The 24,092-nt window shown below is 70.3% G+C and carries 28 protein-coding genes; 12 read left to right on the top strand and 16 right to left on the bottom strand.

Annotated elements, in window-relative coordinates:
• Positions 1–214 precede the first annotated feature (214 nt).
• Both E1165_RS07865 and E1165_RS07860 read right to left on the bottom strand, forming a co-directional pair.
• Positions 215–895 carry a hypothetical protein gene (locus tag E1165_RS07865; RefSeq protein ID WP_132389203.1) on the bottom strand — a complete coding sequence of 227 codons (681 nt, stop codon included), beginning with the start codon at positions 893–895 and terminating at the stop codon, positions 215–217.
• A 115-nt stretch (positions 896–1,010) separates the two neighbouring features.
• Positions 1,011–1,379: a hypothetical protein gene (locus E1165_RS07860; RefSeq protein WP_132389201.1), complete on the bottom strand. Its 369-nt coding sequence runs from the start codon at positions 1,377–1,379 to the stop codon at positions 1,011–1,013.
• Positions 1,380–1,426: 47 nt separating this feature from the next.
• On the opposite strand from E1165_RS07860, the gene E1165_RS07855 reads away from it, so the two are divergent.
• The 3 genes from E1165_RS07855 to E1165_RS07845 are packed head-to-tail and all read left to right on the top strand — an operon-like array spanning position 1,427 to position 3,545.
• On the top strand, positions 1,427–1,822 hold the full coding sequence (locus E1165_RS07855; RefSeq protein WP_132389199.1) for a hypothetical protein: 396 nt from the start codon (positions 1,427–1,429) through the stop codon (positions 1,820–1,822).
• A complete protein-coding gene (locus tag E1165_RS07850; RefSeq protein WP_132389197.1) occupies positions 1,819–2,967 on the top strand; it encodes a PEP/pyruvate-binding domain-containing protein in 1,149 nt (382 codons plus the stop codon). The genes E1165_RS07855 and E1165_RS07850 overlap by 4 nt, the downstream gene beginning before the upstream one ends.
• On the top strand, positions 2,967–3,545 hold the full coding sequence (locus tag E1165_RS07845) for a hypothetical protein (protein WP_132389195.1): 579 nt from the start codon (positions 2,967–2,969) through the stop codon (positions 3,543–3,545). The genes E1165_RS07850 and E1165_RS07845 overlap by 1 nt, the downstream gene beginning before the upstream one ends.
• Before the next feature lie 335 nt (positions 3,546–3,880).
• Here E1165_RS07845 and E1165_RS07840 read toward each other — a convergent pair whose 3' ends face one another.
• From E1165_RS07840 to E1165_RS07820, 4 genes are all read right to left on the bottom strand, one after another.
• A complete protein-coding gene (locus tag E1165_RS07840; RefSeq protein ID WP_243704640.1) occupies positions 3,881–4,378 on the bottom strand; it encodes a hypothetical protein in 498 nt (165 codons plus the stop codon).
• A 414-nt stretch (positions 4,379–4,792) separates the two neighbouring features.
• Complete coding sequence (locus E1165_RS07830; RefSeq protein WP_132389193.1) at positions 4,793–5,173, bottom strand: helix-turn-helix transcriptional regulator; 381 nt, start codon at positions 5,171–5,173, stop codon at positions 4,793–4,795.
• The gene (locus E1165_RS07825) at positions 5,160–5,594 is read right to left on the bottom strand and encodes an SRPBCC domain-containing protein (protein WP_243704639.1); all 435 of its coding nucleotides are present in this window, start codon (positions 5,592–5,594) and stop codon (positions 5,160–5,162) included. The genes E1165_RS07830 and E1165_RS07825 overlap by 14 nt, the downstream gene beginning before the upstream one ends.
• Positions 5,595–6,560: 966 nt before the next feature.
• Positions 6,561–7,070: a MarR family winged helix-turn-helix transcriptional regulator gene (locus E1165_RS07820; protein WP_132389191.1), complete on the bottom strand. Its 510-nt coding sequence runs from the start codon at positions 7,068–7,070 to the stop codon at positions 6,561–6,563.
• 112 nt (positions 7,071–7,182) lie between these two features.
• On the opposite strand from E1165_RS07820, the gene E1165_RS07815 reads away from it, so the two are divergent.
• Entirely contained in the window at positions 7,183–8,289 is a 1,107-nt protein-coding gene (locus E1165_RS07815; RefSeq protein ID WP_132389189.1) for an epoxide hydrolase family protein, read from the top strand.
• A gap of 141 nt (positions 8,290–8,430) precedes the next feature.
• On the top strand, positions 8,431–9,309 hold the full coding sequence (locus E1165_RS07810) for a virginiamycin B lyase (protein WP_132389187.1): 879 nt from the start codon (positions 8,431–8,433) through the stop codon (positions 9,307–9,309).
• 124 nt (positions 9,310–9,433) lie between these two features.
• Here the strand turns inward: E1165_RS07810 and E1165_RS07805 are convergent, their stop codons facing one another.
• Together E1165_RS07805 and E1165_RS07800 are read right to left on the bottom strand one after the other, a co-directional pair.
• Positions 9,434–10,126: a hypothetical protein gene (locus E1165_RS07805; RefSeq protein ID WP_132389185.1), complete on the bottom strand. Its 693-nt coding sequence runs from the start codon at positions 10,124–10,126 to the stop codon at positions 9,434–9,436.
• Positions 10,127–10,163: 37 nt separating this feature from the next.
• On the bottom strand, positions 10,164–10,670 hold the full coding sequence (locus E1165_RS07800) for a sigma-70 family RNA polymerase sigma factor (protein WP_132389183.1): 507 nt from the start codon (positions 10,668–10,670) through the stop codon (positions 10,164–10,166).
• Between the two features lie 333 nt (positions 10,671–11,003).
• On the opposite strand from E1165_RS07800, the gene E1165_RS07795 reads away from it, so the two are divergent.
• Together E1165_RS07795 and E1165_RS07790 are read left to right on the top strand one after the other, a co-directional pair.
• The gene (locus tag E1165_RS07795) at positions 11,004–11,906 is read left to right on the top strand and encodes an alpha/beta fold hydrolase (RefSeq protein WP_207916726.1); all 903 of its coding nucleotides are present in this window, start codon (positions 11,004–11,006) and stop codon (positions 11,904–11,906) included.
• Positions 11,907–11,976: 70 nt separating this feature from the next.
• Entirely contained in the window at positions 11,977–12,234 is a 258-nt protein-coding gene (locus tag E1165_RS07790; RefSeq protein ID WP_132389181.1) for a hypothetical protein, read from the top strand.
• A 125-nt stretch (positions 12,235–12,359) separates the two neighbouring features.
• On the opposite strand, the gene E1165_RS07785 is transcribed toward E1165_RS07790, so the two are convergent.
• Positions 12,360–13,547: an epoxide hydrolase family protein gene (locus tag E1165_RS07785; RefSeq protein ID WP_132389179.1), complete on the bottom strand. Its 1,188-nt coding sequence runs from the start codon at positions 13,545–13,547 to the stop codon at positions 12,360–12,362.
• Between the two features lie 64 nt (positions 13,548–13,611).
• Between E1165_RS07785 and E1165_RS07780 the strand changes: the two genes are divergently transcribed.
• From E1165_RS07780 to E1165_RS07770, 3 genes are all read left to right on the top strand, one after another.
• Positions 13,612–14,598, top strand: coding sequence for a YafY family protein (locus E1165_RS07780; RefSeq protein ID WP_132389177.1), 987 nt, complete (start codon positions 13,612–13,614; stop codon positions 14,596–14,598).
• A 156-nt stretch (positions 14,599–14,754) separates the two neighbouring features.
• Entirely contained in the window at positions 14,755–16,032 is a 1,278-nt protein-coding gene (locus tag E1165_RS07775) for an exo-alpha-sialidase (RefSeq protein ID WP_132389175.1), read from the top strand.
• 726 nt (positions 16,033–16,758) lie between these two features.
• Positions 16,759–17,181 carry a hypothetical protein gene (locus E1165_RS07770; RefSeq protein WP_132389173.1) on the top strand — a complete coding sequence of 141 codons (423 nt, stop codon included), beginning with the start codon at positions 16,759–16,761 and terminating at the stop codon, positions 17,179–17,181.
• Between the two features lie 148 nt (positions 17,182–17,329).
• On the opposite strand, the gene E1165_RS07765 is transcribed toward E1165_RS07770, so the two are convergent.
• Positions 17,330–18,352: a YafY family protein gene (locus E1165_RS07765; protein ID WP_243704638.1), complete on the bottom strand. Its 1,023-nt coding sequence runs from the start codon at positions 18,350–18,352 to the stop codon at positions 17,330–17,332.
• 530 nt (positions 18,353–18,882) lie between these two features.
• On the opposite strand from E1165_RS07765, the gene E1165_RS07760 reads away from it, so the two are divergent.
• Positions 18,883–19,224, top strand: coding sequence for a YnfA family protein (locus tag E1165_RS07760; RefSeq protein WP_132389171.1), 342 nt, complete (start codon positions 18,883–18,885; stop codon positions 19,222–19,224).
• 255 nt (positions 19,225–19,479) lie between these two features.
• Here E1165_RS07760 and E1165_RS07755 read toward each other — a convergent pair whose 3' ends face one another.
• The 5 genes from E1165_RS07755 to E1165_RS07735 form a co-directional block, all read right to left on the bottom strand.
• Entirely contained in the window at positions 19,480–20,097 is a 618-nt protein-coding gene (locus tag E1165_RS07755; protein WP_132389169.1) for a copper resistance protein CopC, read from the bottom strand.
• A 14-nt stretch (positions 20,098–20,111) separates the two neighbouring features.
• On the bottom strand, positions 20,112–21,314 hold the full coding sequence (locus tag E1165_RS07750) for a Dyp-type peroxidase (protein WP_165945165.1): 1,203 nt from the start codon (positions 21,312–21,314) through the stop codon (positions 20,112–20,114).
• A 20-nt stretch (positions 21,315–21,334) separates the two neighbouring features.
• Positions 21,335–21,919 carry a copper chaperone PCu(A)C gene (locus tag E1165_RS07745; RefSeq protein WP_132389165.1) on the bottom strand — a complete coding sequence of 195 codons (585 nt, stop codon included), beginning with the start codon at positions 21,917–21,919 and terminating at the stop codon, positions 21,335–21,337.
• A 175-nt stretch (positions 21,920–22,094) separates the two neighbouring features.
• A complete protein-coding gene (locus E1165_RS30670; protein ID WP_371687313.1) occupies positions 22,095–22,355 on the bottom strand; it encodes a hypothetical protein in 261 nt (86 codons plus the stop codon).
• A 68-nt stretch (positions 22,356–22,423) separates the two neighbouring features.
• Positions 22,424–22,936: a DoxX family membrane protein gene (locus tag E1165_RS07735; protein ID WP_132389163.1), complete on the bottom strand. Its 513-nt coding sequence runs from the start codon at positions 22,934–22,936 to the stop codon at positions 22,424–22,426.
• Positions 22,937–23,056: 120 nt separating this feature from the next.
• Between E1165_RS07735 and E1165_RS07730 the strand changes: the two genes are divergently transcribed.
• Complete coding sequence (locus tag E1165_RS07730; RefSeq protein ID WP_132389161.1) at positions 23,057–23,611, top strand: TetR/AcrR family transcriptional regulator; 555 nt, start codon at positions 23,057–23,059, stop codon at positions 23,609–23,611.
• Here E1165_RS07730 and E1165_RS07725 read toward each other — a convergent pair.
• Positions 23,598–24,017 carry a GNAT family N-acetyltransferase gene (locus tag E1165_RS07725; RefSeq protein ID WP_207916720.1) on the bottom strand — a complete coding sequence of 140 codons (420 nt, stop codon included), beginning with the start codon at positions 24,015–24,017 and terminating at the stop codon, positions 23,598–23,600. The genes E1165_RS07730 and E1165_RS07725 overlap by 14 nt on opposite strands.
• Positions 24,018–24,092 lie beyond the last annotated feature (75 nt).

Below are 24,092 nucleotides of genomic sequence, written 5' to 3'. Positions count from 1 at the left end.
GCAGATGCCCGCGCCCGTGTCCGAACTGGGCGCGGCCGCCGCGACCCGACAGATCATCTTTGTGGCGGGTTGGTTGAGGCGGTCTCCGCCCGGCCAAGCTTGCCCCGTCACAGTGCTTCGTCGAACGGTGGCCGCCGGTCGGTCCGGGTGGCCGGCTACCCGGAATCGCGCCCGTGCAACACGAAGGTGACCGCCGGCGGGCCCGCGGTGTGCGTTACTCGGCGGGGGAGCCCTGCCGGCGGCGCAGCGTACGGATCCACCCTTGGGCGGTGTGCCGGGGGACGTTGTAGTGGTCGGCGACCGCTGCCACGCTGCCGGCCTGCTGGTACACCGACTCCAGATCATCCGGTGACCGCCGGTACACCCGACCGGTGCCGGGCGACGCCTCGCTCTTCCCGGTCTGCTTGGTGGCTTTCCGTCCCGAGGTCGTGGCCTTGCCGCCTGCCGCGGCTTTCCGCCCACCCGCCCGGGCCACGCCGGTGGCCCGGGCTTTCGCCCGTGACGCCTGCCTGGGAACAGCGGCATCGGTCGGTTCGTTCCTCACCTGAGTGGCCGTAGCCGGTTGGTCAGCGGTGGACGTGGTCACGGCGGCAGGCTGGTCCACGTCGGTGTCGGCGCCGGGCTCCTCGTCAACGGATACGCCAGCGGGAGACTCGTCGGCCGGAGCAGCAGGCGACACGGTCAACGCCTGCTGCCCGCCGACGGCAGGCGTGACGGCCGTCAACAGCAGATCCAGGTCGACCGCGGGAAGCTGGCTCGCGGTCAGTCCGTCTCCCTCACCGGCGCGCACCAGTAGTTCGGTGATGCGCGCGGTCGCGCCGTTCCACTGGACCCTCACGGTGGTGGTCGCCTGGCCGGGATCGTCCGCGGCGATGGTGATGGTGTAGGAACTCACGATGTGCCTCCTATGTAGGGCAACGGCTTTGTCACCTCTCGCGCGTACCATCCCGCGGAGACCATAGGGACTCGGCCCTCTTCGATGCGCCAATCGGTAATCAACGGGGTAGAAGCTACCGCATGCCCGACGAACTGCGACCCGATGCAGGAGTCATGCCCTCCGGTTGTGCCCTGGACGCGTCTGCCGGCGCCCATCTCAGGGGCCCTCGAAACGCACTCCTCCACCACCGCTGGCGCGCGCCTTGCGGACCGATCCAGCGTTCGAGGCGCGTGACGTGGTGCGGGCCGATCCCGTGCGCGGCGGCGGGGGCGACCAGCAGCACGTCGACGCCGCGCCGGCTCAGCTCCTCGGTGCAGCGCCGGGCGCGGTCCGGGCAGGCGTCGCCGCCGAGGTCGTCATCGACCCAGGCGACCCGACTGACGTGAGGGTTGCGGGCCAGCCACGCGAGCAGCGCCGGCAACTTGGGCCACGCGTCGCGCATTTCAACAGCGCGTTGACAAACAGATTGTTGAAGAACACGCTGGGAGCATGCGTGAAGGATCGGACGACCAGGCCTCGGGGGCCATCGAGCGATGGGCGCGGGACCGGCTGACCGCCCGCGGCGGCAATGATCTGCCGCGGTTGCCCTGGCTGGCCGACGGCCAGCCGCACGACGCGGTCACCCTGATCCGTCAGGCGTTGTGGCGAGCCAACACCGACCGCGACGCGCTGGAGTTGCCCGACGACCTGCGGGCCGCGATCGCGCTGTTGGCCGCTGCCCGCGCTGAGGTGGACCAGCTCGAGGCTGGACTGCTGTTCGTTGCCCGTGCCGAGGGGTTGACCTGGTCCCAGATCGCTCAGCCGCTGAACCTGCGGACCGCCCAGGCGGCGCAGCAGCGGTACGAGCGCGTGCTTGCCCGCCTCGATGGGGACGCCGGTTCGTGAGCATCGTCCCGCTCGTCGACGCTGGCCCCGACTGTGGCCGCAAGGCCCACGGACTCGCCGTCCTGCTGCGTGCCGGACTTCCCGTCCCGGACGGGTTCGTCGTGACCGACCCCGCCGTCACCCCCCGGGTGGTCGAGGAACACTTGCGCCGGCTGCGCGGCCGGGCGGTTGCGGTCAGGTCGTCGGGGCTGGCGGAGGACTGCGCGGCGGCGTCTTTCGCCGGGCAGTTGGAGACCGTCCTCGGCGCCCGGGGACTCGACGAGGTCCTGGCCGCGCTGCGGCGCTGCGCCGTATCGCCGGGCACCGACCGGGCGCGTGGCTACCGGGCACACCTCGCCCTCGACCATGACGGTGATGACGGGCCCACCGCGCCGGTGCTCGTGCAGGAGCTTGTCGAGGCCGACCACGCGGGCGTGCTGTTCACCAGGGACCCCCGCACCGGTGCTGACGCTGTGGTGATCAACGCGTCCTGGGGCTTGGGGGAGTCCGTCGTCTCCGGCGTGGTCGTTCCCGACGAGGTCGTCGTGACCCCACCGGCCGACATCGTCCGGATCACCGTCGGGTCCAAACAGACCCGGCTCGACCTGCGCGAGCGTGGGCTGGTGCGTTCGCCCGTTCCCGAACCGGACCGGGTACGCGGCTGCGTGACGCCAGACGAGGTGACCGGACTCGTCACGCTCGGCCGGCATTGCGAGGACCTGTTCGGCCGCGCGCAGGACGTCGAGTGGGCGGTTCACGACGAGCGGATCTGGCTGCTGCAGTCACGCCCGATCACCGCCGTCGGCGCCCCGGCGCCCGTGGGCGGCCCGGATCCGGCACTCCCGCTGGTCACCGGTGTGCCCAGCAGTCCCGGCCGAGCGCGGGGACCGGCGCGCCTCGTGTGCTCGGTCGACGACTTCGCCCGCGTCCGGCGCGGCGACATCCTGGTGTGCCGAACCACCGATCCGGCCTGGACGCCGTTGTTCCGCCTCGCCGCCGCCGTCGTCACCGAGACCGGGGGCGTCCTCAGCCACGCGGCCATCGTCGCGCGGGAGTTCGGAATCCCCGCCGTCGTCGGCGCCGACGAGGCGATGACCAGCCTGACCGACGGCACACCCGTCACCGTCGACGGCACCCTCGGCACCGTCACCGGACGGCGTCGCTGATGGCCCGCCCGTCACCCACCGACCTGCTGGTGCTGCACGCGGTACGGCTCAAAGGGTTCGCCGACACCGCCGCCGTCGCCGCCCGGTTCGCTCTCGACAGCGACCGGACCCGTGAGGACCTCCTCGACGCCCAGGCGCGCGGCTGGGTCAGCAAGTCCTCCTTCGCCGACGTGGCCGGATGGTCGCTCACCGAGGCGGGGCGCAGGCACAACGAGGCCCAGCTTCGCGACGAGCTCGACCGTGCCGGCGCCCACGGGACCGTCGCCGCCGTCCACGAACGGTTCCTGCCGCCCAACGCCCGAGCGTCCCAGGCCTTCACCGCGTGGCAGTTGGGGTCCGGCAACGCCGAGGCCGTGTTTCGTCAGCTCGCCGACCTCGCCAGCGAGCTGCGCGACCTCGAACGGTCCCTGGCCGCCCACCTGGCCCGATTCGCGGGCTACCACGACAGGTTCACCAGCGCGCTCGCCCGGGTCGGCGACGACCCGGCGTGGATCACCGGCATGGAGGTCGACTCATGCCACCGGGTGTGGTTCGAGTTTCACGAGGACCTGATCGCCACGCTCGGCATCAACCGGTAGCCGCACCCCGGGGAGGCTGATGAGGGGCCCGGCCCGGGCGCATTGACCAGCAGCGTGCGCGCCGTCTGGCGCGCACGCTGCCGTTGTTCCGTCGTTGCCGGTCGGTCAGATCCGGACGAGGTCAGCCGGCCTCAGGACGACGTGACAGAAGTGGGAGTCGAGGCCGCCTCCGGTGTAGGCCTGACCATGATGGCGACGGGGCATGGTGGAGGTGACCGGCTTGCCGTTTACTAGCCGTGGGCGAGCCGGTCGGGCAACGACCGGCGAGGCCGGACAGCAGGAGGTCCTGGCCGCGGGCAGGTGGCATTGTGGGCCGTCAGGGGACCAGTGCCGTATCAGGCAACGTTTGCCTTGTCGACGATGGCGCGTAGGCGCCGGTCGTCGGCGTGGCGGTTCCGCCAGATGATGTAGCGGCGGATCATGCTGGCCTGTTCTTGGTGGCTGGCGTGGTCGGTCCCGTCGAGGGTGAGGTAGCGCAGGGCGGTGAACTGGGCCTCCATCCGGTGCAGCCAGGAGGAGTTGGTCGGGGTGTAGGCGGTCTCGACGTTGCTGGCCGCAGCCCATGTCCCAACCCGCTCTTGGGGCGGCCACCTGCGTACTTGGGATACAGCGCGTCGAACCCGTCGGCGTGGAAGTTGGATCACGTCTCGGACCCGGTCCGGGCTGGTGAACGTCACCTCGGCGATCCGCGCCGGGTCCATGCCCTGCGCGGACAGCAGCACCATCTGAGCCCGCCGCCAGGTCACCACCGAGCCCCTGCCGCGGCGGATGATCCGCAGCAGCCGCTGTCCCTCGTCGTCATCGATCTCACGGGCCCGCACTCGTTCAGGCATGCCCGCAGCCTGAGGCGAACCCGCCCGGGCGGGCGTGTCACACGATTGGTGGCGGACGTCTGTAAGCGGCTGGTGGTCGGTCTTGGAAGTGCTGGTTGGCGGACAGTGAATGTGCCGGTCCGGAAGGACACGCAATGGGCTGGGCAGCTCAGCCGGATTCTGCGAGCAGGATTCGCCGCGTCCAGGTCATCGGTGTGGAGCTGCAACCACAGGTCGGGCTGGCTGTAGTTGTCGACGCAGTCCAGCCACAGCGTGTTAGGACCGAACCGCACCGAATGAGTTCTTGAGACGGTCGGGGCGTAGGAAACGTCCTCCGCTTTGACGTCGAAGCCCAGGGTGTCGCGGTAGAAGGCCACGGTGGCCTCGTACTGCGCCTTGGGGATCTTCATGGCGATGTTCAGGCCGGCGGTGAACTCAGGCTGGTTCATTGTTAGGTGGCTCCTTGTCGGGTGTCGGGGTGGCGGTGGCGTCCAGTGCGCGTTCCAACGCGGTCAGCCGGTCATCCCATCTGTTGGCGAGCGTGGCCAGCCATATCTGGGCCGCGCGGATGGGCGCTGGTTCCAACCGGTAGGGGTGGCGGCGGCCGGCCGGTTCACCGGAGCTGATCAGGCCCGCTTCGGCGAGCTGCCCGAGGTGCTTGGCCACTGCCTGTCGGCTGATCGGCAGCCGCCGCGCCAGATCGGTGACGGTTGCGGGTCCGGCGCGGGCGAGCTCGTCCAGCAACGCCCGCCGGGTCGGATCGGTGAGCGCCGCGAACACCGCGACGGCCTGCTCCTGTGAATCAGGCGGCCGCATCGAGGTAGGTCTCCAGGTCGCCAAGTTCTTCGGCCCATCCCTGGCCGTTGGCCTGGTGGGCGGACCGGGCGACGTGGTCGGCAGCCTGGGTGAACCCGCTCTCCACCAGACGCAACCGGGTCCCATCCGCTACGGGCTCCAGGGTGAAGGTCACCAGCGTCAGGGGCGCGTCGTTCCCCGGCCAGCCCTCGATTGGCCACCTGAACGCAAAACGGTGTGGTGGATCGACGATCGTGATCGTGGCGACGGATTCTTCGTCGAGGTCATCCCAGCGGAAACACGCTCGCCCGCCGGGCCGTAGATCGATCTCAGCCACCGAGCCGAACCATTGCGACAGCCCTTCAGCGGTGGTCAGCGCGGCCCACACCCGCTCGGCGGGGTGCCACAGCACCGTCTCGCGTTCGATGCTGTCCGGAACCACACCCACGCTCCTTCGCAACCCTTGAGTTGCCATCATGATAGCAACCTAAAGGTTGCAATGGGTGTCCCCCCAAAGCCAGGCCCGGAACGCGCGATCGCTCCACGACATGCCAACCGTCCGCCATGACTCATCCACCCGACTCGAGCCGCGACCGGCACTTTCCCTGTCCGCATGTCGGCACTCGCTGTCCGTACATCTGTCTGCCTACCGGCACTTCTGGGTGTCCACGAGCACACGGTCAAGGCCGGGTGAACATCGCCTGATGCGGCACTGGCAGTACCTTGCCGCGCAGGGTGCCGGCCGCGAGCAGGGCGGTGGGCGTCGGCGGCCCGCTTCCAGTGGCACGCACGCGGCGATCACGGGGTGCAGCCGGCCAGCGGCCAGCGCCGCGACGAGCGCCGTGGTGGCGGTCTTGAGGCGGTGCGGATTCCTCCGGGCGGCGACGCTGAGCCGATAGAACGCCGCGCCGGCCGTTGGGTAGCGCATCCCACAGCCGCAACCGGATGGCCCCGCCCAGCGGCGACGCATCGTCGGCGAGGAAGCCGTAGGCCACGAGCCGCCCGCCGGGCGGCAGTGCCCGGAACGACCGCCGCAGGCAGGTGGCTGCCGGCGATCGGGCAGAGCACGACGTCGGCACGCACCCCGTCCCACCCAGAGCGGTCTACGTACGACGCGCCAAACGACTCGATGAGCCGCCGGTCGGCGGACCCTGCGGCACCGTACGTCTTGATGCCGAGCGGGCGACCGACGTCCAGCAGGGCAGTGCCCACGGCGCCTGCGGCTCCGTGCGCCAGTACCCGCTCGCCGGGCCGCACCCCGGCGACGTGGCGCAGCATCTCATCGGCGGTGAGGTAGTTGAGCGGCAGGCAGGCAGGCAGGCCGCCGCGGTCGTGTCGACGCCGTCGGGCACCGCCACCAGCGCAGCTGCTGGCACGAAGACGTGGCTGGCATGGCCGCCGGTACGGGTCAGCGCGAGGGCGCGCGGGCCGACCCAGGACCGCGCCACGGCTCTTCGGGGGTGCCGGTTCGCCGGTTGTGGTGGTCCAGCAGTCTGGACAGCAGCTCGGTCAACCGCTGTCGCTCCCCGGGTGACAGCGGAGCCAGCAGTGCGTCCTGGCACTCGGCCAGCCGCTTCTCCAATCGCCGCAGCTGCCGCTTGCCCGCGGCGGTCAGCGAGATGATGTTGCGCCGCCGATCGGCGGGATCCGGGGCGCGCTCGACCAGGTCGCGATCGGCGAGCTCGTTGATTGTCGCGACCATGTCGCTGAGGTGGATGCCGCTGCGGCGGCCCAGTGCGGCCTGGCTGGCTGGCCCGAACCTTTCCAGCGTCGCCAGCAGGCGGTAGTGGTAGCCGCGAGCGCCGACGGACGAGAACCCCTCGGTCACCAGGCGGTGCGCGTGGCTGGCGGTCTGGGTGAGCAGCCAGCTGGGCAGGCTCTCCCACCTGGCGGGTGCCTCCTCGGATGGGTCCTGCATGTGACAAGTCTAACCAACCGTTGGACGCACCAACGATTTTGGTATCGTTCGAACGTCAAACGTTAGGAGCACTAACGTTGAGATCCCGAGTGAACCCGCTGGAGTCAGAACGATGATCAAGCCGTTCCGCATCGACATCCCCCAGGCCGATCTCGACGACCTGACCGACCGGCTCTTCCGCACCCGTTGGCCCAACGAGGTCACCGACGCCGGGTGGGACTACGGCTTCCCGCTGGCGCGACTCAGGGAACTGGCCGAGTACTGGCGCACCGGCTACGACTGGCGCGAGCACGAGGCCAGGCTCAACGCGCTTCCGCACTTCACCACCGAGATCGACGGCCAGAACACCCACTTCGTCCACGTCCGGTCCTCGAAACCGGACGCGCTCGCGCTGATCCTCACCCACGGCTGGCCCGGTTCGTTCCTGGAGTTCCTCGACGTGATCGCGCCGCTGTCGCGCGACTTCCACCTGGTGATCCCGTCCATCCCGGGTTACGGCCTCTCCGGGCCGACCCACGAGCGCGGCTGGGATGTCGTCCGAATCGCGCGGGCCTGGGCTGAGCTCATGCGCCGTCTCGGGTACGAGCGCTATGGCGCGCAGGGCGGCGACTTCGGTTCGGGCATCTCCCTGGCGCTTGGCGCGGTGGCGCCCGAGCAGGTCGTCGGGGTGCACGTCAACTACCTGCCGACCAGGCCGGTCCCGGACGCCGACATCGAGCTGTCCGAAACGGATGAGGCGCGACTGCGCAAGGTCCGGCAGTTGATGGCGAATCGTCCGCCGTACCAGGCTTTGCAGGCGAGCACCCCGCAGACCATCGGCTACGCGCTGACCGACTCGCCGGTCGGCCAACTGGCCTGGATCGCCGAGCGCTTCGCACAGTGGACCGACCCTCGCGCACAGATCAGCGACGAGCGGATGCTCACCAACATCTCGCTGTACTGGCTGACCGCCACCGCGGCCTCCTCGGCGCGGCTGCACCGCGATACTCCGCGGCGGACCGAGCCGTGTCCGGTACCTGTTGGCGTCGCGGTGTTCGCACACGACATCACGCAGTCGGTGCGACCGCTGGCCGAGCGGCTGTACGACATCAGGCACTGGTCGGAGTTCGAACGCGGCGGCCACTTCGCCGCGATGGAGGTGCCGGAGCTGCTCGCCGAGGACGTCCGGGACTTCTTCCTCAACCACATCAATTACGACTACCGGGTCGCCACCCGCTAGGAGACACTGTTGGCCGCGAACTTCCCGCACCCGGGAACTTCGCGGCCGACAGGCCGTTCACCCTCGGTGAGACCGGCCGCGCGACGGCATGCCTCCGTCCCGGCACCGCCACCCCGTCATCGTTCACGGACTGGAGCACTCATGACCCAGGTATCGATCGCGCAGTACGCGGTGGCTGACGGCGGGCCCTACGCGATCACCACGGGCCCGGACGGCGCACTGTGGTACACGTTGGTGCGCAGTGGGCAGATCGGCCGGCTGGTGCCAGGCGGTGCACCCGGCAGCTACCAGCTCGATCCGGAGTGCCGGCCGACGATCATCACGCCCGGTCCGGACGGCGCGTTGTGGTTCACCGAGTACCAGGCGCACCGCATCGGCCGGATGACCACCGACGGGCAGGTCACCGAGTTCTCGCTGCCCACTGCGCAGTGCGGGCCGTTCGGCATCGCCACCGGTCCGGACGGCGCGCTGTGGTTCACCGAGACCGCCGCCGACCGGATCGGCCGCATCACCACCGATGGTCAGGTCGCCGAGTTCCCGCTCCCGACCACCGGCGCCTTCCCGTCCGCCATCACCGCCGGCGTGGATGGCGGGATGTGGTTCAGCATGAACCAGGCCAACGCGATCGGCCGGATCGGCATGGACGGCACGATCACCGCCTACCCACTACCGGCCGAGGCCGCCGCGCCGGTCGGGGTCGCCACGGGACACGACGGCGCCGTCTGGTTCGTCGAGATCGCCGCCGGGCAGATCGGCCGGATCACGCCGGACGGCGATATCACCGAGTTTGCCCTGCCCGATCGCGCCGGCCGGCCGCACGCCATCACCCCGGGCCGCGACGGCGTCATGTGGTTCACCGAATGGGGTGGCAACCGCGTCGGCTCCATCACCGCCGACGGCGACATCGCCGTACACGACCTGCCCACGCCAGGCTCGGAACCGCACGGCATCACCCTCGGCCCCGACAACGCACTATGGACCGCGTTGGAAACCGGAGCCCTTGCCCGCATCACCACCTGACCAGGAGAACATCTCCCGGCCGCCCGGCGACGGGCTTGTTGGCTCGCTGGCGCAGGACGTGGACGGTGCGTGGCCGCACGGACGCAGGAGACGTCGGTGCGGCCACTCCCGGGGGGTTGGTGGATCAGCCGCCCACGGACTCCGCCTGATCGGTGACGGTGATGCCCCTGGCGAAGCGCACGATCTGGTCGTCGCTGAGGCCCAGCTCACCCGGAACCTGCACCAGGACCTTCCGACCCGAGGCGTCCGGGAAGATCAGCCACCGGGTGTCCGACAGCTTGCCCTCCGCCTCCTGGGGGAAGCCAAGCTCACCCGCCCTGCCATTGATGTCGACCTTCGTCACGGGTGACCTGTCGGGGAGCCGGGACAGGCTCTGAAGGGACACCGAGATTCGACCCTGCAGGCTGACAGCGCCCCCGGGAGCGGGCGGCGCGGTGTCCCCGCCAGGCGGCGTCACGATGAACATGCTCTTGTCCGATGAGATCACGTGCCAGCCCTCCGGCACGGTGCCCACCTCGAAACCGACCGGCTGGGTGCCGGTGTAGGCGACGAGCTGCAGGCGCGACGTGTTCGTCGTCGTGGCGGGCCCCTCCGCGACCGTGGTCGTGGCGCTGTCAGGCCTGCCGAGCTGGCCGGCACCCATCGCCACAGTGGCGGCGAGGGCGACGGCCGCGCCGGAGAACGCCAGCCGCCGCCGGCGGCGACTGGCCAGGGCATGGTGTCCCCGGGCCACGTCGGCGGTGACGACGTCCGGGCTGGTCTGGTCGGGCGTGACGGCATGCGGCAGGGTCCGCAGGACGTCCAGCACGTCTGGCATGTCAGTACTCCTCCACTGAGTCGGATCAGGGTTTGATTCAGGCGAAGTCGTGCACACGTGCGGGGAAGAGCGCCCGTAGCCGTTCCAGCCCTCGCGCGCTCTGGCTCTTGACGTTGCCCTCGCTGCACCGCATCGCATCGGCGGTCTCGGCGACGCTGAGTCCTTCGACGTACCGCAGCACCACCGCCGCCCGCATGCCGGCCGGCAGTGTGGCCAGCAGGGCCAGGACCCTCGTCTCATCACCGTCCGTAGCCTCGACGGCGACGACGTCGGGCAACTGTGCCCGTACCTGCTCACGCCGACGGAACAGGCTGCGGCGCTCGTCCGTCGCCGCATTCACGATGCACCGGCGCGCGTACGCGTCCACGGTCTCCGGCCGCACCCTCGGCCAAGCCAGATACAGGCGGGTCAATGCCGTCTGCACCACATCCTCGGCCTTGGCCAGGTCGCCGGAGACCAACAGCGTTGCCACGCGTACCAGGCCAGCACGCCGGGCTGTCACGAACTCGGTGAACTCGCGGTCCTGCTCGGAAGGCCGTCTCATAGGCCACCCCACCTCTCCTCGTCCCCGCTTGCCACTTGGACACCTCTCATACGTAAGGACCCCGCGTGCCCGTTGCATGCCGGCCGAGAGAGTCCGCAGCGGCATCGGTCTGCTCCCGGTCGTGGGCAGACCTGGCCGGACCACGGTCGCGGAAAGGGGTGCCGTCCGGCCTTGCCGCCCTGCTCCTTCTGTCTGTCCCACGTCTCGGCATGCCCGCCGTCGCGTCACAGGTGACCACGGGCTGCCCATGGACGCGAGGACGACGGCCTACTGGTTTCCGGACGAACATCAGCCGATCGCTTGCCGGGACGGTGTGGTGTCCGATCTGGGGCGATGAGCGGGATCGTCCTCGTGTTCCCGGGGTACGTCCGTTCCGTGTTCGAAGAATTCAGGGACGAGCGGATCGACGTCGGCGAGGTGGAGCTCCGGGTCCGGCATGCGGGCGACGGCCCCCCGGTGCTGCTCGTCCATGGTCATCCGCGTACCAGTTCGACCTGGCACCGGGTCGCTCCGCGACTGGTGGAACTCGGCCACAGAGTTGTGTGCCCCGACATGCGAGGCTACGGACGCTCGGGCAAGGCCGAGATCCGCCCGGACCATGCGCAACAGTCCAAGCGGACGGTGGCACGGAACCTGGTGCGCCTGATGAGCGCACTGGGGCATCGGCGTTTCTCAGCCGTGGGGCACGACCGTGGCTGCTATGTGGCGTTGCGCATGGCGCTAGACCATCCGGACGTGGTGAGCCGATTGGTGGTGATGGACGGCGTCCCGATCAGCGAGGCCCTGGCCCGGTGCGACGCCAGGTTCGCGCACGCCTGGTACCACTGGTTCTTCTCCGCGCAGCCGGACAAGCCGGAGCGGGCGATCATGGCGGATCCGGACGCCTGGTACAGCGCTGCGGGGCCGGAGACCATGGGCGCCGAGAACTACCAGGAGTTCCGCGAGGCCATCCACGACCCGGCCACCGTGAGGGCGATGCTGGAGGATTACCGGGCGGGCCTGGGAATCGACCGTGAGCACGAGGAGACCGACCGGTACGCCGGCCGTAGAGTGCGCTGTCCGGCCCTGTTTCTGTGGTCGACCCGGGACGACATGGAAGGCCTGTACGGCGACCCACTCGCCGTCTGGCAGCCCTGGGTGGACGACCTGCGCGGTGCTCCCATCGAGTCCGGGCACCACATGGCCGAGGAGAATCCCGCGGCCCTTGTCGCAGCCCTGCACCGATTCCTGACATGACCGGCCCTTCCCGCCGCGGTGTCGGTTCCTTCACCCACCGGTCGACCGAGCCGCCGATCCAACGGCCGTCGTGGTCGCCGCGCCGACGGTGCTGGTACTGGCGGCGGGCGCGCTGCCGGAGCGGGTCGCGCTGTTCGTCTCGCCGGAGTCCGACCTGTGGCGGGCGGCCCACGAGCGGTGGGCGGCGGTGTTGGCGGTGGCGCTGGTGCGCTGGCCTGGGCCAGCCGCGACTGATCGGCGGGCCCTTGTCGCAGGGGCGGATCGGCAACCTCTCTGTGCGCGCAGGTGGGCCGAGGGCGTCCCGCGCGCCGCCGACGGGGCCGGTTGAGGGTGCGTGAGCCACAGCAGTGGTGGGCGGGTCAGCCATCGGGTCGGTCGTCCTACCGGGAGGTGCGTCCGGGTGGGGAGCGGGCGGCCGGCCGGAAGGGCGGCCGCGCCGGGGCTTGTGGCGGGTCAGCGCAGCGGGCGGAGGAAGGTACGGAGGTCACCGACGAGCAGGTCGGGGGTCTCCATCGCCGGGAAGTGGCCACCCCGGTCGAACTCCGACCAGTGCTCGATCGCGCCGGTGGGATCGAGCAGGCTGCGGATGCTGTGGTCCGCGGCGAAAACCGCCACACCCATCGGCGGACCGCCGCGCGCGACCGCACCCGATCCGGCGGCGCCGGCCTGTTCGGCATAGGCCCGGAACGCCTGCATGCTCTCGTAGGTGAAGTTCGCCGAGGAGGCGCCGCTGCGGGTGTGCCAGTAGACGCTGACGTTGGTCAGCAGTTGGTCGCGGTCGACGGCGTCCTCGGGCAGTTTCGCGGCGGGATCGGTCCAGGCCTGGTACTTCTCGACGATCCAGGCGAGCTGGCCGATCGGGGAGTCGGTGAGGGAGTACGCGAGGGTCTGCGGCCGGGTGGCCTGCATGTGCAGGTAGCCGATCCCGTCCCGCTGGAACTGGTTGAACCGCTCCCCGCGCTGGCGGTCGAGTTCGGGCAGTCCGGCCAGATCCACGGGAGCGCCGAGGGGGAACGGCCCCGGCCCGTTGATGTGGGTGCCGACGATGTTCCCGGGCGCCACCATCGGCAGCATCCCGGTCACGCCGGCCCCGACGTCGCCACCGTGTGCGGCGTACCGGTCGTAGCCAAGCCGGCTCATCAGCTGTGCGAAGGCCGCCGCCACCCGGAACAGGTCGCCCCAGCCGGCTTCCCGCAGTGGGGTGGAGAACCCGAAGCCCGGCAGTGACGGCACGACGAGGTGAAACGCGTCCGTCGGGTCGCCGCCGTGCCGGCGGGGATCGGTCAGCGGATCGACCACCTGCTGGAACTCGACGATCGAGCTGGGCCAGCCGTGGGTGATCAACAGCGGCAGGGCGTCCGGCTCCGGCGAGCGGACATGCAGGAAGTGGATGTTCTGCCCGTCGATCTCGGTGGTGTACTGCGGGATCTCGTTGAGGCGGGCCTCCTGTGCCCGCCAGTCGTAACCACCCGCCCAGTACCCGGCCAGGTCCTTGAGGTAGTCCACCGGCACGCCGCGGCTCCACCCGGTACCGGGCAACTCGTTGGGCCAGCGAGCGTGGTCCAGCCGGTTGCGCAGGTCGTCCAGCGCGGCCTGCGGGATGTCGATGCGGAAACGGCGGATCGGGTGGTCGTGTGTCATACCTGGAAACCGTAGAATCAGTTGCGGAAAGATTCGTTCCGCGTTTGATGGCAGACTTCAGAACGTGCTCGACACCTCAGCGCGGTTGCTGCGCCTGCTGTCCCTGCTTCAGAGCCCGCGCGACTGGACCGGTCCCCAACTGGCCGAGCGACTCGGGGTGACCACCCGCACCATCCGCAACGACGTCGAACGGCTCCGCAGCCTCGGCTATCCCGTGGCCGCGACCCCCGGCGTAGCCGGCGGGTACCGGCTCGGCGCCGGTGCCAACCTCCCGCCGCTGCTGCTCGACGATGACGAAGCGGTCGCCGTCGCGGCGGGCCTGCGCACCGCGGCCGGCGGCACCATCACCGGGATCGAGGAAACGTCGGTACGCGCCCTCACCAAACTCGAACAGGTGCTCCCGGCGCGGCTGCGACACCGGATCAACACCCTGGCCGCCGTTACCGTGCCGATGCCCGGCTCCGGTCCCACCGTCGCGGCGGACACCCTCACCGCCGTCGCCGCCGCGTGCCGAGACCACCAACGGCTCCGCTTCGACTACCAGTCCCACGACGGCGGGACCAGCATCCGGGTCACCGAACCACACCGGCTGGTCCACACCGGCCGGCGCTGGTACCTGGTCGCCTGGGACCTCGACCGAGCCGGCTGGCGCACCTTCCGGGCCGACCGGCTCACTCCCCACGTGCCCACCGGCCCGCGGTTCACCCCACGGCAGCCACCCGGCGGGGACCTCACCGGCTACGTCGCTCGTGGCCTTGGCGCCGCAACGTGGCGGTACCGCGCCCGGGTGACCGTGCGGGCGCCGGCCGAGACGATCGCCGCGCGACTACCTCCGGCCGTACAGGTCGAACCGGTCGACGAACACACCTGCGTCGTCGTAGCCGGCTCCGACACGCCGCACATGCTCGCCACGTACCTCGGCATGCTCGACGCCGACTTTCACTTCAACGCCAACGAAGCGCCGGAACTCGCCGAACACCTGCACAGGCTCGCCGACCGTTACCAACGCGCCCCACAAAAAGCCCTCCACACCGCACAGAGTCTGGAATGAGGCCTTGCCCCTTGCGGCGTGACCGCCTTACTCGGCTTCTCCCTTCGTGCTGCGGATCTCGCGTGAGCGGGATCCTGCCCGAGCGGGAGGCCACCCCGCCTTGTCCGGTTGTTCGATCATGATTCATATCGACTGGCTACGGTCCTTGTCCGACACATGTCGGACCGTGAGGAGAACCTGTTGATGGTCAAACGCGTCGTAGCCCTGGGGTTGGCCTGCCTCACCACAGTCGCGGCCTCGGTCGTGGCACCGCACGGCACCGCGTCGGCCGCCGTCGAGGATCCCGCCGGTTCCGCCGCCCAGTACCACGTCGGATTCGCGTTGTTCCGCAGCGAGAACATGTCCGGCCCGGACCGGCTGGCGAGCGGCGTCGGGTTCCACTCCTTCCGCATTCCGGCGGTGGTGAAGACCAGCACCGGGCGTCTGTTGGCCTTCGCCGAGGGGCGCCGGTACAACAACGCCGACTTCGGCGACATCAACCTCGTGTACAAGCGGACCAAGACCGCCACGAGCCACGGCGCTGCGGCCGGTGACTGGGAGCCGCTCAGGGAGGTGGTCGGGTCGGGGTCCGGCACCTGGGGCAACCCCACGCCGGTGGTCGACGGCGACACCGTCTATCTCTTCATGTCCTGGAACGCCGGCGACCGCAGTCCGTCCGGGAACGACCTGCTGCCGGACGGTTCGCGCACCAAGCCGATCGACTCCACCGAGGCCGGTCGGCGGCATCTCTACCTGAGCAAGAGCACCGACGACGGCGCCAGCTGGACGAGTCCGGTGAAGATGACCGCCGACCTCACTCCGAGCGGCTGGGGCTGGGACGCGGTGGGCCCGGGCAACGGGATCAAGATGCGCTCCGGCCAACTGGTGGTGCCCGCCCGGGGCCGCAACATCATCGGCGTCCTTGGTCCGGACGGGCAGCGGCAGTGGCGTTACCAGCGGTTGAGCGAGACGAACAACGAGGGCACCATCGCGCAGACCCCCGACGACAACCTGTACCGCAACGACCGGCCCAACTCCGGCAGCTACCGGCGGGTCGCCCGGGGCACGCTGACCAGCTTCGGTTCGTTCGCCAACGACACAGGGCTGCCCGACCCGGAGTGCCAGGCCTCGGTTCTGGCGTACAACATCGACGCGCCGGCCCGGACCATCTTCCTCAACTCGGCGTCCACCGAAAGCCGCCGCGCCATGCGCGTCCGGATCAGCTACGACGCCGACGCCGGAACGTTCACCTACGGCCGCGAACTCAGTGACGTGCCGATCTCCGGTGTCGGGAACGAGGGCGGCTACTCCAGCATGACGAAGACCGGCGACTACAAGATCGGGGCGCTCGTGGAGACCGACTTCTACGAGTACGGCAGCGATCCCCGCTCGCACCGGGCGATCGTCTGGCGGCGGTTCAACCTGTCCTGGATCGTCAACGGCCCCAACAACTAGCGACCGAGGACGGCTGCCCCGTACCCCCGCGCACGACCGGAGCGACGACACCTCGCGGCCATTCCCGGTGGCGGGCCTCGACGTGCCGGGCTCGCGGGGCAGCCGGTCGCCGGCCCGCTGTCGTCCGACGCCGACCAACCCGCCGGCGGTGAGCCGGCACATCGGCCGGTCCGAGGCGAACATCAACCGATGCGGGCCGAACAGCTTCACCGCCTCCGCGATGAACGAGCGAAGACCGCTGACTCGTGACCGGTTCGGTCGTCTGGATGACCAGCCCGGAGAGCTTGGCCGTGACGTTCGGTGGCGCAGCGCGTGCCGCCGGGGCCGGGCCGGACCGCTCGGCCAGCCCGGCGGCACCGGCGCGGATGCGGGGCTTGCCGAGGTGGTTGAGGACGAGACGGAGCTCCGGCAGTCCCACGGGCGCGGGCCGCTCGGCGCCGCTGCGTCCAGATCCACGGTCCCCAACGGGCAGACGCCGAGCTGACAGACTTCCCTTGGTCACTGCAAGTGATCCCGGTCTTTCCGCGACGGTGTGAGGTTGTGCGTAGAGCCTGGCTTGTCGCTTACGCATTTATTCCTCGTCATACGACCTGGATCCGGGGCAAGCGCAAGATTTCCTCAAGCCAATCGGCTCTTCATTGACCGGGGTCCCTTCGCGCTGACAAGATTCTGTCTCAATCGGACAGTAGCGAAAGGGGAAGCCTAGTGTTCAAACTCCGCTCAGTCGTGATGGGGCTGGTCCTGGCTCTCGGCCTGGCGACCGGATTCGCATCCCCGGCGTTTGCCGGAAACCTGTATTGGAAGACCGGCAAGGCCGTGTCGCACAAAACGGTCTTCGATGGGTCGAACAGCAAGAACATCATCTGTTACTCGGCCGGTGGAATCGGTGCGACGATGTGTATCCGGCTCGACCGGAGGACCATGTATGTGAGAAGCGACAAGGCTGACGGCTATTTCAAGCTCGGAAGCTGGAAGGGTAGCGGCAACCAGTACGTCTGCCAGAACAACAAGGGTAAAAAGAAGGGGAACGGCACCTGGGTGGCGTGTCACTGGAAGTGGCCGAAGAAGAAGTGCTACACCGTCCGGACCGGGCACGGGCAGGCCGACTGGTATATCCTCAGCCGTTCCAGCACGCTGTATTGCTACTAGGTCGGCCGTCGGTGGCGTGGTCGACGCCTGCTTCACTCGATCGGCGAGCGCGCCTACTTAGCCGCCGGTCCGTCGACCGCCAATGCCACTGAACCGCAGGCAGAACTGGACATAGCTGGCCCGCGGTGCGGGTCAGCTATTCTCCACGTCACCCCCGGCGTCGCCTCCAACGGATGTCAGGTTCTCCGCGGGATCTTGTTGCGGAACGGCTCGATGGCCTGAGGGCGAAGGGCTGGCTTCCGGTCCGACTTGCGTCGTACCTTTCAAGATCCTGTCGCTTTCTGCAGCCGATCTGTGTCGCGGGTTGGTGCGGCGTCCGGTGGGAGTCCGACCGGGCCGCTGGTCCTTGTGCGGCTCGGAGGAACCGGGTTCCCCAGTCCCGGAGGTGGTCGGTGAATTCCGGCGGGCTGAGCACCTCGAACTCTGCGCCGATGTTGCCCAGTGCCTGGGTGGGCCAGTCCGGGCTGGTGGACAGCATGGTGAGACGGCAGTGTCGGATGTCGATGGACTCGGTCGTGCCCCATTGCCCGACGACCCGACGGACGTGTTCGGCGGATGCGTGGACCAGGGCCTGCACGGCGTGTCCTGAGGAAGCGCCGGCGGGGGTGCGCACGAATTGGGCGGCGTCCGCAGCGGGCAGGGGGCGTGGACGGAACCTCGTTCCGGCGCTGCGCGGATTGGTCAGTCGGTCGAGGCGGAAGCTGCGCCAGTGCCGGGTCAGGTCGTAGGCGGCCAGGTACCCGCGCCCGCCGAGCGCCCCAAGGCGGTGCGGTTCGACTTCTCGTTCGATGTCGGGGGCGCCGCGTGCGGTGTGAAGGAATCGCAGCCGTTCGTCATCCCGGCACGCATGGGCGATCACCATGAGCACTTCGGCGGGCACGACCGGCCCCGCGGCCGTGGGCGAGACGGTCATCGCCCGTAACGCGTTCACCCGGGCGCGGAGACGCGGCGGTAGGACCTGCACCACTCTGGTCAGCGCGCGCACCGCAGCGTCCTCGACCCCGGCGATTCCACTCTGGGCGGCGTCGCCCATGCCGACCGCCAAAGCGACGCGTTCCTCGTCGTCGAGCAGCAGCGGCGGCAGGACCGCGCCGGGCGCCAACTGGTAACCGCCGTCGGTGCCTCGGGGAGGCGTGGACCGGGTGGCCGAGTTCCCGCAGCCGGTCGACATCGCGGCGCAGGGTGCGTTCGGAAACCCCCAGGCGGCCGGCCAGATCGGTGCCCGACCACTGGCGGTGGGTCTACAGCAACGACAGCAGCCGGAGCGTCCGGGAACTGGTGTTGGCCATGTCGGGATCTTCGCATGGCTTTCGGTCAGGAAGTGACCGCAACTCTCTCTGGGGCGTTGTCGTGATCCGTCGTGAGAGGGCGACTGCCCGACCCGCTGGAGGCCGGCCGGCACCGGCATGGGCGCCGGGACGGCCGGGCTGCGGACCCGGGCGCGGGCAAGTTGGTCGAGGTGCCGGCGAAGATCGCCGACTCGCAGGTCGTAGCGGACACGCTGTGCGCCGCCGTCGATGTGGCCGCGGCGGGCAGTGGGCGTCGGCGTCGCTGTGGCACTCGCCGCGACCGATGCCTTCTGGTGGTGGGCGCCCCGCCGCCGTCCCCGGACCGGATATGTCGGCGGCAGTCGCGCCTGCGGCACCCCGGGTGGCCACCCCGCGATCACCGGCGGCCGTCACGCCCGGCTACGGTGCAGGCGTGATTGTCGCCCGTTCCCTGCTGCTGTTCGTCCTGGCGGCGCTCGCCGAGATCGGCGGGGCATGGCTAATCTGGCAGGGCTGGCGCGAGCACCGTGGCCTGTGGTGGATCGCGGCGGGTGTCATCGCCCTCGGCGCGTACGGGTTCGTCGCCTGTCTGCAACCCGACCCCAACTTCGGGCGGATCCTGGCTGCCTACGGCGGCGTCTTCGTCGCCGGCTCTCTGGCCTGGGGCGTGGTCGTGGACAAGTTCCGCCCGGACCGGTGGGACGTCGTCGGTGCCGCGATCTGCCTGGTCGGCGTCGCCGTCATCATGTACGCGCCACGCGCCGGCGACAGTTGACGGTCACCTGCCGGCAAGTCCGTGCGTAGCAAGAACTCACGAACCGCACCTCGGTCTCTCGCCAACTATCGGTCAAGCGTCGTTGACGGTCAGTTGATCTGTTGGGCGATCGGTGGATCGCATTCCCGAACAGTACGGTCACCGCCGAGGCGCCGGCCGCAGCGACGATCAGGACGCTGCGGCCGGCGGCCGGTTGCCGTCCGCAGTCTCAGCTGGGGCCCCGGCCCGTCCGGCCTGCTGCGCGGACCGCGGCGGTCAGGATGCCCGGATCGACCGCCGGCGCATCAGGACTACAGCTGCGGCAGCGATGATCATTATCAGGAGGATCGCGCCGATCAGAACCAGCGGACCGGGCCCGTCGCCGGGCTCGCCGGCCACGGAGGCAGGGCTGGCCGCGGTAGCGCTGGTCGGCGTGGTGGACGGCACGGCCGTGGTGGACGGCACGGCTGTGGTGGCTGGCGCGGAGACTACAGGACTGGCGGTGGGGTCGGCGACGGTGAACCGGTACGAACCCCGCACCGGGTGCCCGTCGGCGGAGACGACCCGGTAGGCGACGGTGTAGGTGCCGTTGGCCAGGGCCTGGTCGAAGGTGACGGTGCCCTTGGCGCCGTTGACGGCGGGCTCGCTGGTCGGCACCTTCTGCTGGCCGCTGTCGGACAGCGTGATGGTGGTGAAGGCCGGGTTCAGCTTCTGCATGAACTCCAGCGTGAGCTGTGTCGGCGCCTCGCTCAGCCGGGCATCCTTGGCTGGGGTGGCGGACTTCAGCGTGTTGTGCGCGGCGGCGGGGGAGGCGGGCACGAGCAGCAGCACCACCACCGTGGTCAAGGCGGCGGCGAGCAGGCCGGCGAGGTTCTGGCGGGCATGGGTACGCATGTCTCTCCTGTGCTTCAACCGAGAAGCTGTTGGCCGACCCAGCCGCCTGCCGGGCAGCCGGGCGGGATCGCGAAGACGGCGGAGCCGATCGGGGTGGTCCATTCATTGAGCAGGTCCCGTTCGGCGAGGCGCCGCTGGATGGGCAGGAACTGCTGTGCGATGTCCGCCTGGTAGGAGGCGAAGATCAGCCCGCTGTCGGCGGTGCCGTTGGCGGTGGGTATCCCGTCGTAGTTGTAGGGGCGGCGGAGGAGTCTGAGTCGGTCGTCGGTGACGTGGGCGCGGGTGACGTGCGAGAAGTCCGGAATGACGGTGAGTCCGTCAGGGCCTAGTGCGGCGAAGTCGGGCTCGTCGTGTTCGTCGGTGCCCGTGAGTGGGGCGCCGGTGTCGAGGCGGCGGCCCACCGCCAGTTCCCGGTCGGTGCGTCCGAGCAGGTCCCAGGTCTCGAGGTTCATCGAGACGCGGCGGACGACGAGGGTGGTGCTGTCGCGCAGCCAGTCCGGTCCGTCCGGCACCCACACCGCCGTCTCCAGCGGGCCGCCCGGCTTCGGATTGGCGGTGCCGTCGAGTTGGCCGAACAGGTTGCGCTGGGTGCGTCCCGGTTCGGCGCCGGCGGCGCGCCGGAAGCCCTGCTGCACCCACCGCACGGTGGCGAAGGGGCGGCTGTCCTTGACCAGGACGCGCTGGGTGTGGGCGACGGTGAGCGGGTCGTCGGCGCAGATCTGCAGCAGCAGGTCCCCGCCGGACCAGCGGGGCTGGAGCCGGTCGATGCGGAAGGGCGGCACGTCCGCCACTGACGCCGGTCGCCGGTCGTCGAGGTCGGCGGCGCGGTAGAGGCCGGGGCCGAAGCCGAAGGTGACGGTGAGCCGGGCGGGTAGGAGGCCGAGTTCCGGTTCGGTGTCGGCCAGGGCGGGGCGCCCCTGGGTGAGGCGGGCGGCGTCGTCGGTGAGCAGCCGCAGCATCCGCCCGAGCGCGGCCCGGTCGGTGCCCGGCTTGAGGGTGAGGGCGACAAAGGCCGCGTGCGCCTGAGGCTCCGTGGCGACACCGGCCTGGCGGGGCCCGTAGAACGGCTCGACCGCCGTGCCGACTTCCGCCGCCAGGGTCGCCTCGGGCGGGCGTACCGCCGGGCGGTCGGCGCGGGCGGCGGTGACGGCGGCGGCCCCGGCCAGCGCGCCTCCGGTGGCCAGGACCCCGCCGGTGAGAAGGCCGCGCCTGCTCACCGGGCGGGGGATGGCTTCGGTCACGGCGCCGGGCTCGGGCTCGCGGACATGCCCGGCATGCCGTGCCCGGGGGCGTAGCTCTCCTGGGCACCGGTGAACGGCTTCGCCACGGCGGTGAACGACTGGGTGCGCCCGTCAGCGAAGGTGAGGGTGAAGGTGAGCTCGTCACCGGCCGTCACCGGCTGCCTGAGATCCATCAGCATCAGGTGGTCACCGCCGGGCTGCAGGACGTGCTCGCTCTTGGCCTTGATTACAATGCCGCCCTGCTTGGCCTGCATGACCATCTTCCCGTCCTGCGTGGTCATCTCGTGCAGCTCCATTGGCGACACCTCGGTGCTGGCACCGGTCAGCGTGACATCGGTGTCCCCGTCGTTGACCAGCGTGCCGAACGCGGCCGTCATGCCCTTGTCCGCGGCCTTCACCCACGGGTCGCGGATGCCGATCACCCCCACCGCCGTGCCGGCCGACGTCGAGATGGTCGGCGACGTGGTGGGGATGGCGGTCGAGGCGTCCGGCGCCCCGCAGCCAGCGGCGGCGAAGGCCAGGACGGCGGCGCTGAGCAGGGCCGCCGGGCGAGCGAGCCGGCGAGTTCTGGTGCTGGGCATGACGAATCCCCTCGAAGAAGTCGGTGTCGTACCGTTGGTCGGGACAGTGAGGCCGGGGGTTCCCGCCGGTGTGGTTACCCCCGTCACACACCGGCGAAGTCAGGCGGCTGTGTCCCGGCGACAGTGCGACGACCAGGGCGGCAGCAGCCGCAGGCCGGGTGCGGCGCCCTCTCCGTCAGCCGTCAGCGGCCAGCGGCCATCGTCCAGGCCGGCCCGGCCAGCCGGGCCCGGTGCCCCGAGACCTGGCCACCACGATGGCGTACCCGGCGAGCAGGAAGACCTCGGCGTAGGCCAGCCCCAGCAGATGGGTGGCGACGAACGCCTCCCGCCGGTCGACGGGCAACGCCGTGATGAGCTGTTCCGGCGCGACCTGGCGGTCGAAGCCGCTGCGGTGCGGGTCAGCCGGGTCGTACGGCCACGAGCATCCGTGGATCATCGGGGCACCTCGTCCGGTACGGCGTCGACGAGGTGGCCGCCGACGGCCATGACGTGGGCGGGCGCAGGCTATCCGCGGGCCGAGGCGGCCATCCCAAGCCCACGCGGGCGAGGCGGCGGCTGGGCGTCGCGGGTGGCCCAGAGCGCCACGGCGATGTAGAGGGCCTGCTCTGGGATGCGCTGCCAGAGCGGCGAGGCTGGTTCGCCCGCGAACGGGATCTCGGCCGTGGCGGCGTGGATGTTCGCCGGCAGCATGGCGACGAACAGCAGGGCCAGACCGTAGCCGGCGGCACGGCGGGTCCGGCCGATGATCAGCCCGAGGGCGCCGAGGATCTCCAGTACGCCGGTGAGGTAGACCATCGTGGACGGAGACGGCACCACGGGCGGCACCATGGCAACCAGGTCGTCATGGGTCGGCATGACGGTGACGCCGGCCGGGACGAAGTGCGCGCTCGCGGTCATGAACAGCATTGCCGCCAGTGCGTATCCCGCGGTGGTGGGCCAGGTCGCGAACCGCCGTACGCCCAGCGCGCCGAGCCCTCGCAGCACCGCCAGCGCGGCAAGGAGGACGAGGAGTGTCATGTCCGACCTCGAATCTAGTTACTGTCAAGTTATAGTCGACGCTAGCCACGCCGTAGCATCTTGTCAATGGCAAGTTGGTGTCGTGGCGCATGCCACCAAAGCGAAGGATCGTGTGCCAACGTGAGCAAGACCGGATACCACCACGGAGACCTACGCCGGACGATCCTCGCGGCGGCCGTCGCGGCGATTGGCGAGTCCGGTCTGGACGGGTGGAGTCTGCGTGAGTTGGCCCGGCGCGCGGGGGTCTCCCATGCGGCGCCGGCCCACCACTTCGGCGACAAGGCGGGCGTCCTGACCGCCATCGCCGCCGAGGGCTTCACGCTGCTGGCCGACGCCCTCGAAGCCGCCGAGCCGGATTTCCTCGCCGCCGGCCTCGCCTATGTGGAATTCGCCGTCGGTCACCCGGTCCACTTCGCAGTGATGTTCCAGCCCAGCCTGTACCGCGCCGACGACGAGGTCGTCCGCCAGGCCGAGACCCGCGCCGGCGACGTGCTCCGCAAGGGGGCCAAAGCCCTGATCCCCACCACGGCGGTCCCCGAGCACGCCACACTCGCCGCCTGGTCGATCGCACACGGCTTCGCGAGCCTCTGGATAGCCGGCGCGCTGCGCCTGCCACCCGGTGCCGACCCGGTCGACGCCGCCCGCCCCGTGCTGCGGTTCCTCATCGAGCATTGAGACCCGGAATCGGGTTGTCGCGCACGGTCGATCCCGGCTCACGCACCATGAACACGTCCACCAGATCCTCGGTGTCGAGCGTGAATCCGTGGCGCTCGTACAACCGCCGGGCCGGGCTGCCCCGCAGCACGCTCAGCCGGACCAGGGTGCCATCGCGGTCGCACTGCTCCAGCAGCCCGCGCAGCACCGCCGTGCCGATGCCGCTGCCCTGCAGACGCGGGGCGAGGTGGAAGTGCTCCGGCCAGTGGGGGGCGTCCTCGGCCGGCCGCAGCGACACGCAGCCGGCGAGCCCGCGGGCCGCCTCTATCACCCAGGTGTGCTCCGGCGCGAACCGGTCCCGCAGTCGCTGCCGCACCCGCTGCTGGTCGTAGCGCCCGAGCCGCTCCAGATCCGCCCGCAGCACCACGCCCGCAACTCGGCCACCGCCTCGACGTCCGCCATCGAAGCCGGTCGCGCCTCCCGGTCAGCCATGATCGCAGGC

It is taken from the genome of Micromonospora sp. KC723 (genome assembly GCF_004348595.1).
GTDB lineage: Bacteria > Actinomycetota > Actinomycetes > Mycobacteriales > Micromonosporaceae > Micromonospora.
This window is presented reverse-complemented; position numbering and strand designations above follow the sequence as displayed.

Coding starts and splice junctions, on each gene's coding strand:
- E1165_RS07765 (WP_243704638.1), bottom strand. CDS start 18,352: ATGTCGACCGGCTGCGGGAACTCGGCCACCCGGTCCACGCCTCCCCGA.
- E1165_RS07845 (WP_132389195.1), top strand. CDS start 2,967: ATGGCCCGCCCGTCACCCACCGACCTGCTGGTGCTGCACGCGGTACGG.
- E1165_RS07830 (WP_132389193.1), bottom strand. CDS start 5,173: ATGCGGCCGCCTGATTCACAGGAGCAGGCCGTCGCGGTGTTCGCGGCG.
- E1165_RS07805 (WP_132389185.1), bottom strand. CDS start 10,126: ATGCCAGACGTGCTGGACGTCCTGCGGACCCTGCCGCATGCCGTCACG.
- E1165_RS07860 (WP_132389201.1), bottom strand. CDS start 1,379: ATGCGCGACGCGTGGCCCAAGTTGCCGGCGCTGCTCGCGTGGCTGGCC.
- E1165_RS07800 (WP_132389183.1), bottom strand. CDS start 10,670: ATGAGACGGCCTTCCGAGCAGGACCGCGAGTTCACCGAGTTCGTGACA.
- E1165_RS07775 (WP_132389175.1), top strand. CDS start 14,755: ATGTCGGACCGTGAGGAGAACCTGTTGATGGTCAAACGCGTCGTAGCC.
- E1165_RS07735 (WP_132389163.1), bottom strand. CDS start 22,936: ATGACACTCCTCGTCCTCCTTGCCGCGCTGGCGGTGCTGCGAGGGCTC.
- E1165_RS07840 (WP_243704640.1), bottom strand. CDS start 4,378: ATGCCTGAACGAGTGCGGGCCCGTGAGATCGATGACGACGAGGGACAG.
- E1165_RS07855 (WP_132389199.1), top strand. CDS start 1,427: ATGCGTGAAGGATCGGACGACCAGGCCTCGGGGGCCATCGAGCGATGG.
- E1165_RS07785 (WP_132389179.1), bottom strand. CDS start 13,547: ATGACACACGACCACCCGATCCGCCGTTTCCGCATCGACATCCCGCAG.
- E1165_RS07810 (WP_132389187.1), top strand. CDS start 8,431: ATGACCCAGGTATCGATCGCGCAGTACGCGGTGGCTGACGGCGGGCCC.
- E1165_RS07815 (WP_132389189.1), top strand. CDS start 7,183: ATGATCAAGCCGTTCCGCATCGACATCCCCCAGGCCGATCTCGACGAC.
- E1165_RS07820 (WP_132389191.1), bottom strand. CDS start 7,070: ATGCAGGACCCATCCGAGGAGGCACCCGCCAGGTGGGAGAGCCTGCCC.
- E1165_RS30670 (WP_371687313.1), bottom strand. CDS start 22,355: ATGATCCACGGATGCTCGTGGCCGTACGACCCGGCTGACCCGCACCGC.
- E1165_RS07745 (WP_132389165.1), bottom strand. CDS start 21,919: ATGCCCAGCACCAGAACTCGCCGGCTCGCTCGCCCGGCGGCCCTGCTC.
- E1165_RS07755 (WP_132389169.1), bottom strand. CDS start 20,097: ATGCGTACCCATGCCCGCCAGAACCTCGCCGGCCTGCTCGCCGCCGCC.
- E1165_RS07795 (WP_207916726.1), top strand. CDS start 11,004: ATGAGCGGGATCGTCCTCGTGTTCCCGGGGTACGTCCGTTCCGTGTTC.